The 13,685-nt window shown below is 50.1% G+C and carries 18 protein-coding genes; 11 read left to right on the top strand and 7 right to left on the bottom strand.

All coding sequences use genetic code 11. The features are described from left to right. Positions 1-93: 93 nt before the first annotated feature. The 4 genes from yebG to ptrB all read left to right on the top strand — a co-directional run bounded on the left by yebG (position 94) and on the right by ptrB (position 3,774). Positions 94-384 (top strand): DNA damage-inducible protein YebG, encoded by a 291-nt coding sequence (gene yebG, locus I6L54_RS11350; RefSeq protein WP_040232394.1) that lies wholly within the window; start codon positions 94-96, stop codon positions 382-384. Positions 385-504: 120 nt separating this feature from the next. Next, positions 505-861, top strand: coding sequence for a protein YebF (yebF, locus tag I6L54_RS11355; RefSeq protein ID WP_040232392.1), 357 nt, complete (start codon positions 505-507; stop codon positions 859-861). Between the two features lie 91 nt (positions 862-952). After that, positions 953-1,612: a tellurite resistance TerB family protein gene (locus I6L54_RS11360; protein ID WP_005120724.1), complete on the top strand. Its 660-nt coding sequence runs from the start codon at positions 953-955 to the stop codon at positions 1,610-1,612. Between the two features lie 86 nt (positions 1,613-1,698). Further along, positions 1,699-3,774, top strand: coding sequence for an oligopeptidase B (gene ptrB, locus I6L54_RS11365; protein WP_170974293.1), 2,076 nt, complete (start codon positions 1,699-1,701; stop codon positions 3,772-3,774). Here ptrB and exoX read toward each other — a convergent pair. From exoX to I6L54_RS11380, 3 genes are all read right to left on the bottom strand, one after another. Next, on the bottom strand, positions 3,756-4,418 hold the full coding sequence (gene exoX, locus I6L54_RS11370) for an exodeoxyribonuclease X (RefSeq protein WP_005120729.1): 663 nt from the start codon (positions 4,416-4,418) through the stop codon (positions 3,756-3,758). The genes ptrB and exoX overlap by 19 nt on opposite strands. A 23-nt stretch (positions 4,419-4,441) precedes the next feature. Then, complete coding sequence (locus tag I6L54_RS11375; RefSeq protein ID WP_005120730.1) at positions 4,442-5,098, bottom strand: carbon-nitrogen hydrolase family protein; 657 nt, start codon at positions 5,096-5,098, stop codon at positions 4,442-4,444. A 106-nt stretch (positions 5,099-5,204) separates the two neighbouring features. Further along, positions 5,205-5,435 (bottom strand): DNA polymerase III subunit theta, encoded by a 231-nt coding sequence (locus tag I6L54_RS11380; protein ID WP_005120732.1) that lies wholly within the window; start codon positions 5,433-5,435, stop codon positions 5,205-5,207. A 142-nt stretch (positions 5,436-5,577) separates the two neighbouring features. Here I6L54_RS11380 and yobA point away from each other — a divergent pair, with 142 nt between their 5' ends. The 5 genes from yobA to pphA all read left to right on the top strand — a co-directional run bounded on the left by yobA (position 5,578) and on the right by pphA (position 9,358). Continuing rightward, entirely contained in the window at positions 5,578-5,952 is a 375-nt protein-coding gene (gene yobA, locus I6L54_RS11385) for a CopC domain-containing protein YobA (RefSeq protein WP_040232388.1), read from the top strand. 3 nt (positions 5,953-5,955) lie between these two features. Next, a complete protein-coding gene (gene copD / locus I6L54_RS11390) occupies positions 5,956-6,828 on the top strand; it encodes a copper homeostasis membrane protein CopD (RefSeq protein ID WP_040232387.1) in 873 nt (290 codons plus the stop codon). A gap of 16 nt (positions 6,829-6,844) precedes the next feature. Then, positions 6,845-7,183 (top strand): YebY family protein, encoded by a 339-nt coding sequence (locus I6L54_RS11395; RefSeq protein WP_040232386.1) that lies wholly within the window; start codon positions 6,845-6,847, stop codon positions 7,181-7,183. 614 nt (positions 7,184-7,797) lie between these two features. Beyond that, a complete protein-coding gene (locus I6L54_RS11400; RefSeq protein WP_052463771.1) occupies positions 7,798-8,628 on the top strand; it encodes a GIY-YIG nuclease family protein in 831 nt (276 codons plus the stop codon). Positions 8,629-8,716: 88 nt separating this feature from the next. Next, entirely contained in the window at positions 8,717-9,358 is a 642-nt protein-coding gene (pphA, locus tag I6L54_RS11405; RefSeq protein ID WP_040232384.1) for a protein-serine/threonine phosphatase, read from the top strand. Here pphA and I6L54_RS11410 read toward each other — a convergent pair whose 3' ends face one another. Beyond that, positions 9,359-9,550 (bottom strand): YdfD/YebW family protein, encoded by a 192-nt coding sequence (locus I6L54_RS11410; protein ID WP_005120744.1) that lies wholly within the window; start codon positions 9,548-9,550, stop codon positions 9,359-9,361. A gap of 72 nt (positions 9,551-9,622) precedes the next feature. Next, positions 9,623-10,540, bottom strand: a complete 918-nt coding sequence (locus I6L54_RS11415) for a LysR substrate-binding domain-containing protein (protein ID WP_052463770.1) — start codon at positions 10,538-10,540, stop codon at positions 9,623-9,625. 69 nt (positions 10,541-10,609) lie between these two features. Here I6L54_RS11415 and I6L54_RS24290 point away from each other — a divergent pair, with 69 nt between their 5' ends. Both I6L54_RS24290 and I6L54_RS11420 read left to right on the top strand, forming a co-directional pair. Then, positions 10,610-11,005, top strand: coding sequence for an MFS transporter (locus tag I6L54_RS24290; RefSeq protein ID WP_245163448.1), 396 nt, complete (start codon positions 10,610-10,612; stop codon positions 11,003-11,005). Further along, on the top strand, positions 11,002-11,847 hold the full coding sequence (locus I6L54_RS11420; protein ID WP_245163447.1) for an MFS transporter: 846 nt from the start codon (positions 11,002-11,004) through the stop codon (positions 11,845-11,847). The genes I6L54_RS24290 and I6L54_RS11420 overlap by 4 nt, the downstream gene beginning before the upstream one ends. A gap of 27 nt (positions 11,848-11,874) precedes the next feature. Here the strand turns inward: I6L54_RS11420 and I6L54_RS11425 are convergent, their stop codons facing one another. Together I6L54_RS11425 and rsmF are read right to left on the bottom strand one after the other, a co-directional pair. Further along, on the bottom strand, positions 11,875-12,111 hold the full coding sequence (locus I6L54_RS11425; protein ID WP_029139506.1) for a YebV family protein: 237 nt from the start codon (positions 12,109-12,111) through the stop codon (positions 11,875-11,877). Between the two features lie 100 nt (positions 12,112-12,211). Beyond that, complete coding sequence (rsmF, locus tag I6L54_RS11430) at positions 12,212-13,600, bottom strand: 16S rRNA (cytosine(1407)-C(5))-methyltransferase RsmF (RefSeq protein ID WP_040232485.1); 1,389 nt, start codon at positions 13,598-13,600, stop codon at positions 12,212-12,214. Positions 13,601-13,685 lie beyond the last annotated feature (85 nt).

Consider the following 13,685-nt stretch of genomic DNA (forward strand, 5'->3'; position numbering starts at 1 on the left):
AAACGTTTGCGTCTGTCTTTATTACCAGGTTGATTTCAGTGATGAAAAAGAATATGCTGTATATAAATACAGGTAATTTAAGAGGCTGCAAAAATGGCGGTTGAAGTTAAATACGTAGTCATTCGGGAAGGTGAGGAAAAAATGTCGTTTACCAGCAAAAAGGAAGCCGATGCGTATGACAAGATGCTCGATACAGCCGACCTGCTCGACACATGGCTGGAACAATCACCGGTAGCGCTGGAAGATGAGCAGCGTGAAGCGCTTTCTCTGTGGCTGGCTGAGCAAAAAGAGGTGCTGAGCGCCATCCTCAAAAACGGCAAGCTGCCTTCTCCACAGGTAGTCGACAACGACGCATCTGCTGAGGATGATACCCAGGCGGCCTGAAGCGACTTGCGCTCCTGATATTTTGTACCATGCTTTTCCCTGAATCATTGTGCAATCTCTGACAGCCTTCACACCGCAGGTCTGCGGTCTGAAGGTCGAAGGGGAGATAAGGAGAAAAGAATGTATAAAAAAAGAGCGTTATTGAGCCTGCTGTTGTTATCTGCCTGCGCATCAGTATTTGCGGCGAATACGGAAAGTAAGACAGTTCAGTTTCCAAACTGTGAAGGTCTGGACGCTGATGGTATTGCGGCTAGCGTCAAACGTGACTACCTGCAGAATCGCATTGTGCGCTGGGCCGACGATCAAAAGAAACTCGGTCAGCTTGACCCGGTAGCATGGGCCAATCCACAGGATATTGTCGGTAAAGACGGGCAGTGGACAGTCCCCTTCACCGTGCGCGGCAAAAGCAGCGACATTCACTATCAGGTAAAGCTTGATTGCAAAGCCGGCACAGCCGATTACCAGGTGCGTCAGTAGCTGAATTTGCACATCTTTTGATGACCTGAACACTTCCTGACATCCCCTCGGGTACGCTTTGATGATTATTCGTCTGTACTTGAGGGGCAAAATGGCTAACTGGCTGAATCAACTACAATCTCTTCTTGGGCAAAAAGCATCATCTGCGTCATCTTCCGGTGAACAAGGGCTAAGCAAACTGCTGGTGCCTGGCGCGCTAGGCGGTCTGGCAGGATTACTGGTTGCTAACAAATCCTCACGAAAATTACTCAGTAAATACGGCACCAGCGCGCTTTTGGTTGGCGGTGGGGCGGTTGCCGGTACGGTGTTATGGAACAAGTACAAAGATAAGGTTCGTGCGGCGCATCAGGGCGAACCACAATTTGGTGCGCAGAGCTCGCCGCTGGATGAGCGAACTGAGCGTCTGATCCTGGCGCTGGTCTTTGCGGCGAAAAGCGATGGGCATATCGATGCGAAAGAGCGTGCTGCCATTGAACACCAACTTCGTGAAGCGGGAGTCGAAGAGCAGGGGCGTGTTCTGATTGAACGTGCGATTGAACAACCACTCGATCCTCAGCGTCTGGCTCAGGGGATCCGTAATGAAGAAGAAGCACTGGAAATCTACTTCCTGAGCTGTGCGGCGATTGATATTGACCACTTTATGGAGCGCAGTTATCTGAATGCATTGGGTGATGCGTTAAAGATCCCGCAGGATGTTCGTGAAGGGATTGAACAGGATCTTAAGGAACAAAAACAGGCCCTGCCGGGTTAAATAGTTACTGCTAAGACGCATGTTTTGCTTGCATCATTGCTGACTTTTGCCACCCTTATAGAATGTTTAAGCAAAAGAACAATGACATGCTACCTAAAGCTCCTCGTATTCCCCACACCATGACGCAGCATGGCGATACGCGCGTTGATAATTATTACTGGTTGCGAGATGACACCCGCTCGCAGCCAGAAGTACTGAATTACCTGCAACAAGAAAATGCATATGGCCGCCAGGTGATGGCTTCGCAGCAAGCTTTGCAGGATCGTGTTCTGAAAGAGATTATCGACCGTATTCCCCCTCAGGATGTGTCTGCACCGTATGTGAAAAATGGGTACCGCTATCGCCATCTCTATGAACCGGGGTGTGAATATGCCATTTATCAACGCCAGTCTGCCCTCAGTGAAGAATGGGATGAATGGGTTACCTTGCTGGATGGAAACCAGCGTGCAGCCCATAGCGAATTCTATACATTGGGTGGTCTGGCAATATCACCGGATAATACCATTATGGCGCTGGCAGAGGATTATCTGTCTCGTCGGCAATATGGCGTGCGTTTTCGCAACTTACAAACGGGTAACTGGTACCCGGAGGTACTTGAAAACGTCGAGCCGGAATTAGTCTGGGCAAACGACTCCCAGACTTTCTATTATGTCCGCAAGCATGAAACCACATTGCTGCCGTATCAGGTCTGGCGGCATACTGTCGGTTCACCATCCTCCGATGATGGGCTGGTGTATGAAGAGGCTGATGATATGTTTTATGTCAGCCTGCATAAAACCACCTCACAGCACTATGTTGTTATTCATATTGCGAGTGCAACCACCAGTGAGGTTCTGCTCATTGATGCAGAACTGGCTGATGCCGAGCCGCTGGTCTTTTTGGCGCGTCGAAAAGACCATGAATACAGTCTCGATCACTATCAACACGCGTTTTATCTGCGTTCAAACCGTCAGGGTAAAAACTTCGGTCTGTATCGTACCCGTGTTCGGGACGAACACGCCTGGGAGACGCTAATCCCAGCGCGTGACAGTGTCATGCTGGAGGGTTTTACGCTATTCACCGACTGGCTGGTGGTGGAAGAACGACAACAGGGGTTAACCAGCCTGCGGCAGATCAATCGCAAAACGCGCGAAGTAATAGGGATTGCCTTTGACGATCCCGCCTACGTGACCTGGCTGGCTTATAATCCTGAACCGGAGACATCGCGCCTGCGCTATGGCTACTCCTCCATGACTACGCCGGACACGCTGTTTGAACTGGATATGGATACTGGCGAGCGCCGCGTACTTAAGCAGACTACAGTCCCCGGCTTTGACGCCGCAAATTACCGCAGTGAACACGTGTGGATAACCGCGCGCGATGGTACAGAGGTGCCTGTCTCGCTGGTCTACCATAAGCAGCATTTCCGTAAAGGGAAAAATCCATTATTGGTGTATGGCTATGGCTCATATGGCGCAAGCATGGACGCTGATTTCAGCAGCAGCCGCTTAAGCTTATTGGATCGCGGCTTTGTGTACGCGATAGCCCACGTGCGCGGTGGCGGTGAATTGGGGCAGCAATGGTATGAAGATGGGAAATTTCTGTGCAAGAAAAATACCTTCAATGACTATCTCGACGTCTGCGATGCACTGCTCAAACTGGGTTACGGCTCACCTTCATTGTGTTATGGGATGGGAGGAAGCGCCGGAGGGATGCTGATGGGGGTTGCCATCAACGAACGTCCGACACTTTTTCACGGCGTTATTGCCCAGGTGCCGTTTGTCGATGTGGTGACCACCATGCTGGATGAGTCAATTCCACTGACAACTGGTGAGTTTGAAGAGTGGGGCAATCCGCAGGACAAAGAGTATTACACCTACATGAAAAGCTACAGCCCCTACGATAACGTCACCGCACAGGATTATCCGCATCTGTTGGTTACCACAGGGTTACACGATTCCCAGGTGCAATACTGGGAACCGGCGAAGTGGGTGGCGAAACTGCGTGAAATGAAAACAGACGATCATCTGCTGCTATTGTGTACGGATATGGACTCCGGGCACGGCGGTAAATCCGGGCGCTATAAATCCTATGAAGGTGTGGCCCTCGAGTTCGCTTTTTTAATTGGTCTTGCGCAGGGAACACTGCCCGGTCAGGCGGCAACTCAGGCGTTATCCAGATAGTGTTTCAGCGTTAGGCGCAATTCCGGGCTCATATTATCAAGGTTATTAAACAGCCAGCGCAGATAGCCCGGATCGCGTTCAGCGACTTCAGATACCGGTTTCCCGCGGTATTTTCCGAAGGTAAATGTGGTTAGCAACGCAGGACGACCGGTGACATCGGCCATTTGCTCCGGGGTCCAGCCGGACGTCTTCATAATGTCGATCAGCAGTGCCGCCGTGATGTAGCAGTCATAAAGCGCGCGGTGGTGGTGCAGACCTGACGGCGTCTGGACGCTCAGCTTGCGGGATTTATAGAGCGCCATATTGCTGTATTTGATCCCCGGCCACAGGCGGCGGGAAAGCTTCATGGTGCAAATCCATTCCCCCGGCATTTCGGGTAACACACGCCGATCAAAACTGGCGTTATGCGCCACGTACCACTTGCTGCCGTAATAGTGCGGGATGACATCTTCAATCCATGGTTTATCCGCTACCATCGCTTCAGTGATGTGATGGATAGCCATGGCTTGTGGACTGATGGGACGGTCAGGACGCACCAGATGGCTCATGGGATTGACGATCGTTCCGTCAACGACATCGACAGACGCAATCTCAACAATGCCTCCCTGCAGACCACAGGTTTCTGTATCTATTATGCGCAACATGCCGGGCTCCAGACCAAAAACGACTAGCGTAATGGAATGATATCACCTTGCCAACCCCGTGGCGTGCGTTGTCCGGTTAACAGTAACGAACCGCTGTCGGCGCGTACAATTAACCGACCACGTTCATCCCACAATGCGCTGCTGCCACGTGCATTGGCCATCAGCACCGCAATGGCGAATTTATGTGAAAAACTTTGCAGGCGCGAAGCGGAAGAGAGCAATTCTGGTTCGCTGACGGACTGACAGGTTGTGAACAGCGAAAATGTCGGGTCGATATCAATACCTTCCGGCTGACTGTCGACAACGCTGATGGCATTTTGTTGCCTGGCGATACAGGCGCCATGGCTTTGATGAAACATTAACGGCGAGGTCATCCAGGGAGAGAAAAGCGCTATTCCCTTCACAAAGCGATCGCGATGCTCTACCGACAACCCGGCAATGATGGTCATACGATACGTGGCCGCGGCGTGGGCGAGAGGTTGCAATAACTCTTCATCGGGCGGGGCTGGGAGAGTGTCGTCTTCGTCCACACATCCCAACAGGGACAATGATGGAAAAACCAACAATTCGCATTGGCATTTAGCCGCAGCCTGAATGAACTGCAAATGATGGGCGACGTGTTCGCTTAATGAACGTTGAAGTGGTTCGTACTGCGCTGCTGCAATTTTCCAGTGTGACATAATGATTTCCTTTTCATAGTGTCTACAACCATCCTTAAATAGTAGATTAAGAATGTACTTATACTGTAGCAGGCATCATGTAAGGAATTGTAACTTAATATAAGGTTTATTTAACTTTAGGCTCGTAAGGTAAACGTGACAGGGAAACGGAAGCTAAACGGTGCGCGATCAGGCGTTCACGGAACCAGTCGCGTAAATGTGCAGGCTGTTCACGCTCGACAACTTCAGCAACGACAGGCATGTTGTAGCGCTCTTTAAATGCGACGCCTGCTGCAGCCAGATCGACGTTAACTTTATCCATTTCGGCTTGCTCAAGTTTGGCCAGATTAATATTCATACGTTTTTCCTCATCTCTCCATTGGCGCGCAAAAGTTACTAAGAGTGCGCATTAATGGCAAGCCTGAAATGATGATTCTCGACTCGATCATTGTAGAAGGTTATTCTCTATAGATTAGACATAACAAAAAGGAATAGTTGATATGGCTTCATCTGCATCTATGCTTCGCAGCGCTCTCATCGTACTCGCCAGCGTGCTGGCAACGCCCGCCGCCCTGGCGCATGCTCACCTGACAAAACAAAATCCGGCGGCTAATGCTGAGGTAACGACATCTCCTCAGGCGTTGACGCTGAATTTCTCTGAAGGTGTGGAACCGGGATTTAGCGGTGCAACGCTGACAGATCCAAACAAAGAGCAGATCAAAACGGGCAAGGCAATGCGTAATGAGCAGGATAAAACGCAACTGATTATTCCGCTCGTTCAGCCACTGGAAACAGGAAAATACACGGTCGATTGGCACGTTGTGTCAGTGGATGGCCACAAGACGAAAGGACAATATAGCTTTAGTGTGAAATAACCAATGCTGGCGTTTACCTGGGTTGCACTGCGTTTTATCCATTTTACCACGCTGATGCTGGTGTTTGGCTGTGCGCTCTATGGCGCATGGCTGGCTCCTGTTTCGCTCCGTCGTTTGATGATGCGTCGTTTCTTGCATCTGCAACGCCACGCCGCGGCGTGGAGCTTTATCAGCGCGACGCTGATGCTGGCGGTTCAGGGGGGATTAATGGGCGCGGGTTGGCAGGATGTCCTCTCCATCACCGTTTGGGGAGCTGTCCTGCAAACACAATTCGGGGGCGTCTGGCTGTGGCAAATTATCCTTGCGCTGGTCACACTGGCGGTGACTATTATCGTACCGCGCAGTATGCCGCGACGACTGCTAATGCTGACGATTGCGCAGTTTATTCTGCTGGCGGGCGTTGGGCATGCGACATTGCACGATGGCGTAACTGGCACATTCCATCAGATTAACCATGCGCTGCATCTGATATGCGCTGCAGCCTGGTTTGGCGGCTTGCTGCCGGTGCTCTACTGTATGAGAATGGCGCAAGGACGCTGGCGCGATCAAGCCATCAGTACCATGATGCGCTTCTCCCGCTATGGGCATTTTTTTGTGATTGGCGTGGTGCTTACCGGCATTATGAATGCGCTGTTTATTGTCGGTTTTTCTGTTCCCTGGCATGCGGCTTATGGGAGACTGCTGCTGTTAAAATGTGGCCTGGTCATGCTAATGGTGGCGATTGCGCTGGCGAATCGGTATGTTCTTGTTCCACGTATGCAGCAGGATAACCGCTGCATGACCCTCTATTTTATTTGGATGACGAAGCTGGAATGGGGGATAGGCGCTGTTGTGCTGGCAATTGTCAGCCTGTTTGCAACCCTCGAACCGTTCTGATGGACTGGCAAAACGTATGAAAAAAATCATTATCTCTTTATTGCTACTGGCAAGTTCGGGAGCGGCACTGGCTGCGCCGCAGGTTATTACCGTCAGTCGTTTTGAGGTTGGCAAAGATAAATGGGCGTTTAATCGTGAAGAGGTGATGCTGACCTGCCGTCCGGGCAACGCGCTGTATGTCATCAACCCCAGCACGCTGGTGCAATACCCGCTGAATGATGTTGCCAGGCAGCAGGTTGAGAGCGGTAAAACCACGGCAAAACCGATCGATATTATCCAGATTGACGATCCAGCTAAACCTGGCGAAAAAATGAGCCTTGCTCCGTTTATCGAGCGTGCAGAAAAACTCTGTTAATTGTCAGATGTAGCGCTCTGATTTCCAATAAAAAACCGCAAGGATCTCACAGGAGAACTTGCGGTTTTTACATTGCAGCGAGTGACAATCCCCCTTTTTTTCAGACCACTTTAGTCGCGGACTGGAAAACCTGGCGCTGTCATCTATTCTTAAATGGCAGGGTAACTTAGCCTGCATTAATGCCAACTTTTAGCGCACGGCTCTCTCCCAAGAGCCATTTCCCTGGACCGAATACAGGAATCGTATTCGGTCTCTTTTTATGTCCCTTATAAACCAGCCAGTTATAGGACATAGCCCCGAAAAACACGAAAGATCCTCATCGGTTTCCGTAAGCTGTTACTACAATCTAAACATTTTCTTTCACACATCCAAGTACTTTTCGGTCCTTTTTTCTGGGTATCGGCGCCTTTACTTACAACTCGCGTCCCGGAACACGGACTTATCGGATAAAGAGAAAATATAACATTGGTCGTGTTTTATCAGTTAAGATAGCATCTTAACACATTAATAATTCTATTAATTCTGGGAAAATATAGTGTGAGGAACTCAGGGAGTGAATTTACGGGTGCACATTTAACTTTTAGTTATAGAATTAGATTAAATGGAACGAATGTATGAATGATTCAAGTGGCTATGTCTACATTCTGAAGAATGAAGCCTTTCAGAAAAGCCTCTTCAAAATAGGTTTCACAAAGAACATGCCAGAACAGAGGGCTAAGCAGTTATTTAACGGGATGACAGGCGTACCGTTGCCCTTTGATGTCGTGATGGCCTGTCAGGTAGGTAACTATCAGGAGGCAGAGAAGAACGTCCACGCGCGTCTTAAACCTTATCGGGTCAATCGCCGAAGGGAATTTTTTGAACTGCCCATAGAAATTTGCAGTAAGGTAGTTTTGGACGAATGTAATAAAATCAATGAACATCTGGGGTTAAACTATACTAATCCAGTTATTTTAGAACAAAAGGAAGACACAGTTATTGAAATTGAAGAATATCATCGCTCGGGATTTATTCTGTCGATTAAAGACCTTCTTGAGCAAGATAGCTACAATTCAACATTAACCGCTGATCAGAAAAATAGGATTGAGATATTAATGCTTGTTTTTATTGATGTATTTCATAATGATATTTCGAGGTGGTATGATGGCTTTATGAAAGATCATAACTCAGAAAAAGAAATACAGATATGGGAAGCATTGGCTAAAGCTTTTTGTAAAGCAAAACGATATTATGAGTTCAATGAATATAAACAAGTTGTTTTTGATAGCTTGCTTCTCCGTACTATTAATAGAAAAACATTTGTAATGAAGGCTATGGATTCTTTAAATGTACCGCGTGACCTTCTTTCGCGAATATTGGACTGCTATGAACTAAAACCGACACCGCTAGTTGTTGTTACCTCCAGAGGGAAAATGCTGAATGCCCAACTACATATGAATAATTGAACATTTGCTGCGCAAACCCTACGGTACAGTGCCTATTGCTGTTATTGCTAAACTTAATGGTGAGCGAAACAAGAATGCAGAAGGTCATATGGGGCAGCCTGACAACGTCTACCAGAGGATAGAAGGTACAAACTGGCGTCGCATCTGGGTCGTGGGAGATCTTCACGGCTGTTTTTCTATGCTGATGGATAAATTGCGCCAGTGTCGGTTTGATCCGTGGCGCGATCTGCTGGTTTCCGTCGGCGATGTTACCGATCGTGGGCCTGATAGTCTGCGCTGTCTACAGTTGCTTCGCCGAAACTGGATCATAGCGGTCAGGGGGAATCACGAGCAGATGGCGCTGGATGCGCTGGTAACGGGGGATCTGCAGTTGTGGTTTATGAATGGGGGCTCGTGGTTTGCCCAGGCAGCACAACCCGCGGCAAGATTTGCTCTTGAAGCCTGTCAGCAATTACCGTGGATTCTGGAACTGCATTGTCAGAATGGCGTACACGTGATTGCCCATGCCGATTACCCGGATGATGATTATCTGTGGCGAAAAGAGGTCGATTTGCAACGGGTGTTGTGGGATCGTGCGCGATTACTGAACAAAGGCAGTGGAATTCATGGCGCAGATCACTTTTGGTTTGGTCATACGCCTCTGCGTCATCGGCTTGATCGCGATAATCTGCACTATATTGATACTGGCGCGGTATTTGGCGGTGAACTAACGTTGGTACAGTTACAATAATTAGAAATCGCTATATTCCTGAGCAGGACGCCAGAAGCTGTCGATATAGTCTTCGGCCGGCAAGCATCCGCCGTTGCGAATGCGTTGATCGTCCATCGAAATTAGGCACTGCTGTTCCGTATTGTAGACATCAACCACGATATCTTCACAACCGCCATCCAGGTAGCAAACAAAAAGAATCAGCGTGAACATTCCATCCTCAAATTGTATTGCCGTATCAATAGTGTAGAAGAAAGTGCAGTTAATGGGGCGGGGGGAAATAAGTTAACGCGTCACTGTGTGCTCACTCGTGAAGGGCAGGGACGTTTCACCGGGCAGTTCGAAAGATTGCAACCAGTGGGTAAATTTTCTTACGGCCTCATCTTGCCTGTCGTTCCACAGCAGAGAATAGGTTCCGGTATCGATAGTTAAATCGCCAAATGGCGCAACCAGCCTTCCTGTTTTCAGGTGTTTTTCACAGAATAAATAGGGCATTACGACCAAACCCAAGCCATCTTCAGCCGCCTGCATTGCCGCAAATGTATGATCCAGCGTGATAATCTGGTTATTTTTATGATGATCATTTGGGAAATGGCTATGCCAGCGTTTCCAGAGATCGTTACGCGCACGAATTTGAATTTTTATATGATCGTCCAGCTGATTTGGCGAGACGAGAGGTCGGCTGTGCAGGTACTGCTGGCTACAAACCAGCAGGCTTGATTCCCGAAGAAATGGAACAGGTTTAAGCCCGGAAAAATGCGCCGGATCCCGGCGAATCGCGATATCAAAGGGAGAGGCAAAGCTAACGGGACCAATGCTGGTGGTGACATCGACGGTGAGTTCAGGGTGGATTTCATTCAGCTCAGCCAGTCTTGGCATGAGCCAGTGCATGGCGAATGTGGGCAGGCACTGGATGGTTAACCTTCCCGAAAAGGTGTTAGCGCTGACCTCTTTTTCTGCCTGCGCAAGTTCATCGAGTAACCGTGTTGCGACACGGGAAAAGGTCTCGCCGGCACTCGTCAGCCTGACAGATTTGTGTGCACGATAAAACAGTTGTACGCCCAGTTGTGCTTCCAGTGCGCGGATATGTCGGCTGACTGCTCCTGTGGTGATAAACAGTTCATCAGCTGCCGCACTGAAGCTGCTTTTACGCGCAGCAGCTTCGAATGCCGGCAAATGGGGGAGCGAGAGTAATCGAGTCATTGGTTGAGTCTAACTCAACCAATTGACGCAATAAAGATCGTTTGTCAGCGTCTTCCCCTTGCTCATAACATGGCCGGTAACGCTCTGGTTCATTATCGATATTCACTTTTTCTGAAGGCAATTTTAGTGAAAGCATTCAATTTGTTTTGCCTTGGACGGGCGGGGACATGCCTGGGGACAATGGCTTTTGCTGGTGCACTTCCGGTAATACGTGAAGAGTGGCATATAGACGCCGCCGCTGCGGGAACAATACAGACGGTATTTAGTATTTCAAACGCCTGCGCCTTATTTGCTGCCTCCTGGCTGTGCGACTATCTGGGGGCTCGCAAGGTGTATCTCATTTTCTCGTGGTTCGGTGTGCTCGCTTTATTGCTTTTCGCCTGTTTTGCCCGCTCTTATTCCTCCGCTCTGGTCATGATGGCCTTTGTTGGATTGACCCAGGGGGGGCCTACACGCCAGCGATGATGTTGTCGATGGGCATGAACAGCGTGCCCAAACGTGGACTTGCCGTTGGGATGATCCTGGCCGCAGGTTCGTTTGGCTACCTGCTGTCTGTATTTATCTCCGCCTGGGGAGCATTGCGCTGGGGAGCTTCCTTTGCGTTCTCTTTATGTGCCGCAGGCGCATTGGTTGGCGCGGTATCCGGTTCAGTGGCGTTATCCGGCTATCAGGAAGACATGTACAGGACGCAGAAGCAGGGGGGATCGGCAAAGAGCCATGTTCTGTCGGTCGGCGCGATACTGCTGATGGTAGGTTATATTGCGCATTGCTGGGAGTTACTGGGGAGCTGGGCATGGACCCCCAGCCTGGTGACGAATGCGCTGCAAGCCTGGCAGATGGAGCCGATGGCCACCGGGTTGATCGTCGCCTGTGCTGTACATTTATCGGGGATGTTCTCGACGCTGATTGTAGGGGCAATCTCCGATTATTTTAATCGCGCATCGGTGTTGATTTTTATGGGCGCTGCCGGTGCGTTGAGTTCACTCCTGATGGGATTATCGGTTTCCTGGGGGGCGGGGTGGACATTATTGTTCGCGTTTATGGGGAGTTTCTTCATTCTTGGTGATTCAGGCGTCTTATCTGCCGCGATTGCCGATAATGTGCCTCAGGCAAAGCTGGGGAGCGTGATGGGATTGCGGTCGCTGCTTGGATTTGGCGTAGGGTCTCTTGCGCCTTTAACATTTGGTGTGGTGATGGATTCAACGCAAAGCTGGGAACTCGCTTATAGTGTTCTGGCTGCGGGAGGAACCATCGCTTTCTTCTCCGCCTGCGTACTTAGATTCAATTATTTTAACGCCAATAAATAACCCGTCTGGCGACGGGTTCTTTTTGAATCAGGCAAGGCGCATGATCCAGGCATCTGACTTACGATCGTAGTGCTCGCGAAATAGTACCGAATGTTCTCCGTTCAGAAGAGCCGGGACGCTGGTGTCGGCATCCCAGGCGTCCAGTTGCATACATAAATCCGGATCGGATTTACAGGGAATGGTTAACGTTCGGTCTCCTGGCGATTCGCCATGTAACTCGGCGTCGTCGATTTCAAAAGCGCCAATGCGCACACTGGTTTTCATCATCGTGCTCTCCGTTGATTTGCTGGTTGTGGTACGACCAGTTAGGCCGTCCATTTTTCAGCGTAGTCAACGTTAGCAAAAGCGCCAGTAAAAACGTGCGTTATCCTGTAAAGAGTTTGCCATCCCGGACAAGATCGCGTGGATAGCTATTCTTTAATCGTGAACCAATACGTTTTGCCAGGCCAAGCGGCTGGTGCTGGAACGTAACCAGCACGTCGTCGGTGGTCGGTGCGGTTTGTGGGTAGACATCCCGGCCGCGGTACCACTCCTCAGCTTCGGCAAGGGTCAGTTCAAACGCATGGCTGTGATTTGGGTTGGCGAGCGCGATGACGGCTTCATGTTGCCAGCGGTAGCCTTTATTGTGCGTTTCAGCCAGTTTGACGCCGAGTCGGGAAAAGCGGACTTTACCGATCAGTGGCTCAATTTCTGTTGGAAACAGCCAAATCTCTTTATCACGCTGCCAAAGGCGCAGAGTGTCTTGCCACTGCAATCCACAGGCGGTAGCGGCCTGGGTTATTTGTGCGGCTTCCCGGCTTTTCAGCGGGCTGAAGGGGAAATTTCCCACCTTATATTTCGGCGTTGGCAGTGCAGGGATAGGGGCAGTTTTTCGCAAACGTGCAACGAAGAAACCTTCGCAATCATAGATTTGCGGGAACACATGCAGGAACCCTTCCGGCGTCAGGGCGCGTTCGGCCTCGGGGAATAAATCGCCCAGCGGCAAAAATTCGACAGCATCCGGGTAACTCTCAATCAACCACTGCATAACGTTTTCATTTTCGTCACGGTTAAGCGTACAGGTTGAATAAACCAACGTGCCACCGGGGCGCAGAGCGTGAAAGGCGCTGTCGAGCAGTTCGCGCTGAGTCGCGGCAATTTCCAGATTACTTTCTGGTGACCAGTTTTTTAGCGCGTCGGGGTCTTTACGCATCACGCCTTCGCCGGAACATGGGGCGTCCAGCAAAATGGCATCGAAGGATTCAGGCAATGCTGCGCCGAATACCCGGCCATCAAAATGGGTGAGTGCGACGTTCGCAATCCCGCAACGGCTGATATTGGCATGCAGAACTTTGACGCGGCTGGCGGAAAACTCATTCGCCAGAATTGCACCCTGATTATTCATTTTGGCGGCAATTTGCGTGGTTTTAGATCCGGGTGCTGCCGCAACATCCATTACACGTTGCGGGGTATTGCCTTCGGCAAACAATGCGGCGACCGGCAGCATTGAGCTGGCTTCCTGAATATAAAACAGACCGCTTAAATGCTCCGCGGTGCTGCCAAGCGGCAGTGACTCTTCATCATCGCGTTCGATCCAGAAACCTTCAGCACACCAGGGAACCGGAGTAAGCGACCAGTTGTAAGGCGCGGTCAGTGAGAGGAAATCGGCAACGGAGATTTTCAGCGTATTGACACGGATGCTGCGGCGCAGCGGGCGCTGGCAGGCAGCGAGAAAATCTTCAAAAGAGAGCGTGGAAGGCATTGCTTCACGCATTTGTGTCAGAAAGGCGTCGGGAAAATAAGCCACTTGGTACCACCGGCAAAAAAACAGGTGCGCAGTGTAGCATATACCCTAAATA

The sequence above is a fragment of the Citrobacter pasteurii genome (assembly GCF_019047765.1).
Lineage (GTDB): Bacteria > Pseudomonadota > Gammaproteobacteria > Enterobacterales > Enterobacteriaceae > Citrobacter > Citrobacter pasteurii.

What these genes read in the sequence shown, in the direction of transcription:
- exoX (WP_005120729.1), bottom strand. Translation starts at nt 4,418, where the DNA reads ATGTTGCGCATAATAGATACAGAAACCTGTGGTCTGCAGGGAGGCATT.
- yobA (WP_040232388.1), top strand. Translation starts at nt 5,578, where the DNA reads ATGGCTTCATCTGCATCTATGCTTCGCAGCGCTCTCATCGTACTCGCC.
- I6L54_RS11380 (WP_005120732.1), bottom strand. Translation starts at nt 5,435, where the DNA reads ATGAATATTAATCTGGCCAAACTTGAGCAAGCCGAAATGGATAAAGTT.
- I6L54_RS11400 (WP_052463771.1), top strand. Translation starts at nt 7,798, where the DNA reads ATGAATGATTCAAGTGGCTATGTCTACATTCTGAAGAATGAAGCCTTT.
- I6L54_RS11410 (WP_005120744.1), bottom strand. Translation starts at nt 9,550, where the DNA reads ATGTTCACGCTGATTCTTTTTGTTTGCTACCTGGATGGCGGTTGTGAA.
- I6L54_RS11360 (WP_005120724.1), top strand. Translation starts at nt 953, where the DNA reads ATGGCTAACTGGCTGAATCAACTACAATCTCTTCTTGGGCAAAAAGCA.
- rsmF (WP_040232485.1), bottom strand. Translation starts at nt 13,600, where the DNA reads ATGCGTGAAGCAATGCCTTCCACGCTCTCTTTTGAAGATTTTCTCGCT.
- yebG (WP_040232394.1), top strand. Translation starts at nt 94, where the DNA reads ATGGCGGTTGAAGTTAAATACGTAGTCATTCGGGAAGGTGAGGAAAAA.
- ptrB (WP_170974293.1), top strand. Translation starts at nt 1,699, where the DNA reads ATGCTACCTAAAGCTCCTCGTATTCCCCACACCATGACGCAGCATGGC.
- I6L54_RS11420 (WP_245163447.1), top strand. Translation starts at nt 11,002, where the DNA reads ATGATGTTGTCGATGGGCATGAACAGCGTGCCCAAACGTGGACTTGCC.
- yebF (WP_040232392.1), top strand. Translation starts at nt 505, where the DNA reads ATGTATAAAAAAAGAGCGTTATTGAGCCTGCTGTTGTTATCTGCCTGC.
- I6L54_RS11415 (WP_052463770.1), bottom strand. Translation starts at nt 10,540, where the DNA reads ATGACTCGATTACTCTCGCTCCCCCATTTGCCGGCATTCGAAGCTGCT.
- I6L54_RS11375 (WP_005120730.1), bottom strand. Translation starts at nt 5,098, where the DNA reads ATGTCACACTGGAAAATTGCAGCAGCGCAGTACGAACCACTTCAACGT.
- I6L54_RS24290 (WP_245163448.1), top strand. Translation starts at nt 10,610, where the DNA reads ATGGCCGGTAACGCTCTGGTTCATTATCGATATTCACTTTTTCTGAAG.
- copD (WP_040232387.1), top strand. Translation starts at nt 5,956, where the DNA reads ATGCTGGCGTTTACCTGGGTTGCACTGCGTTTTATCCATTTTACCACG.
- I6L54_RS11395 (WP_040232386.1), top strand. Translation starts at nt 6,845, where the DNA reads ATGAAAAAAATCATTATCTCTTTATTGCTACTGGCAAGTTCGGGAGCG.
- pphA (WP_040232384.1), top strand. Translation starts at nt 8,717, where the DNA reads ATGGGGCAGCCTGACAACGTCTACCAGAGGATAGAAGGTACAAACTGG.
- I6L54_RS11425 (WP_029139506.1), bottom strand. Translation starts at nt 12,111, where the DNA reads ATGAAAACCAGTGTGCGCATTGGCGCTTTTGAAATCGACGACGCCGAG.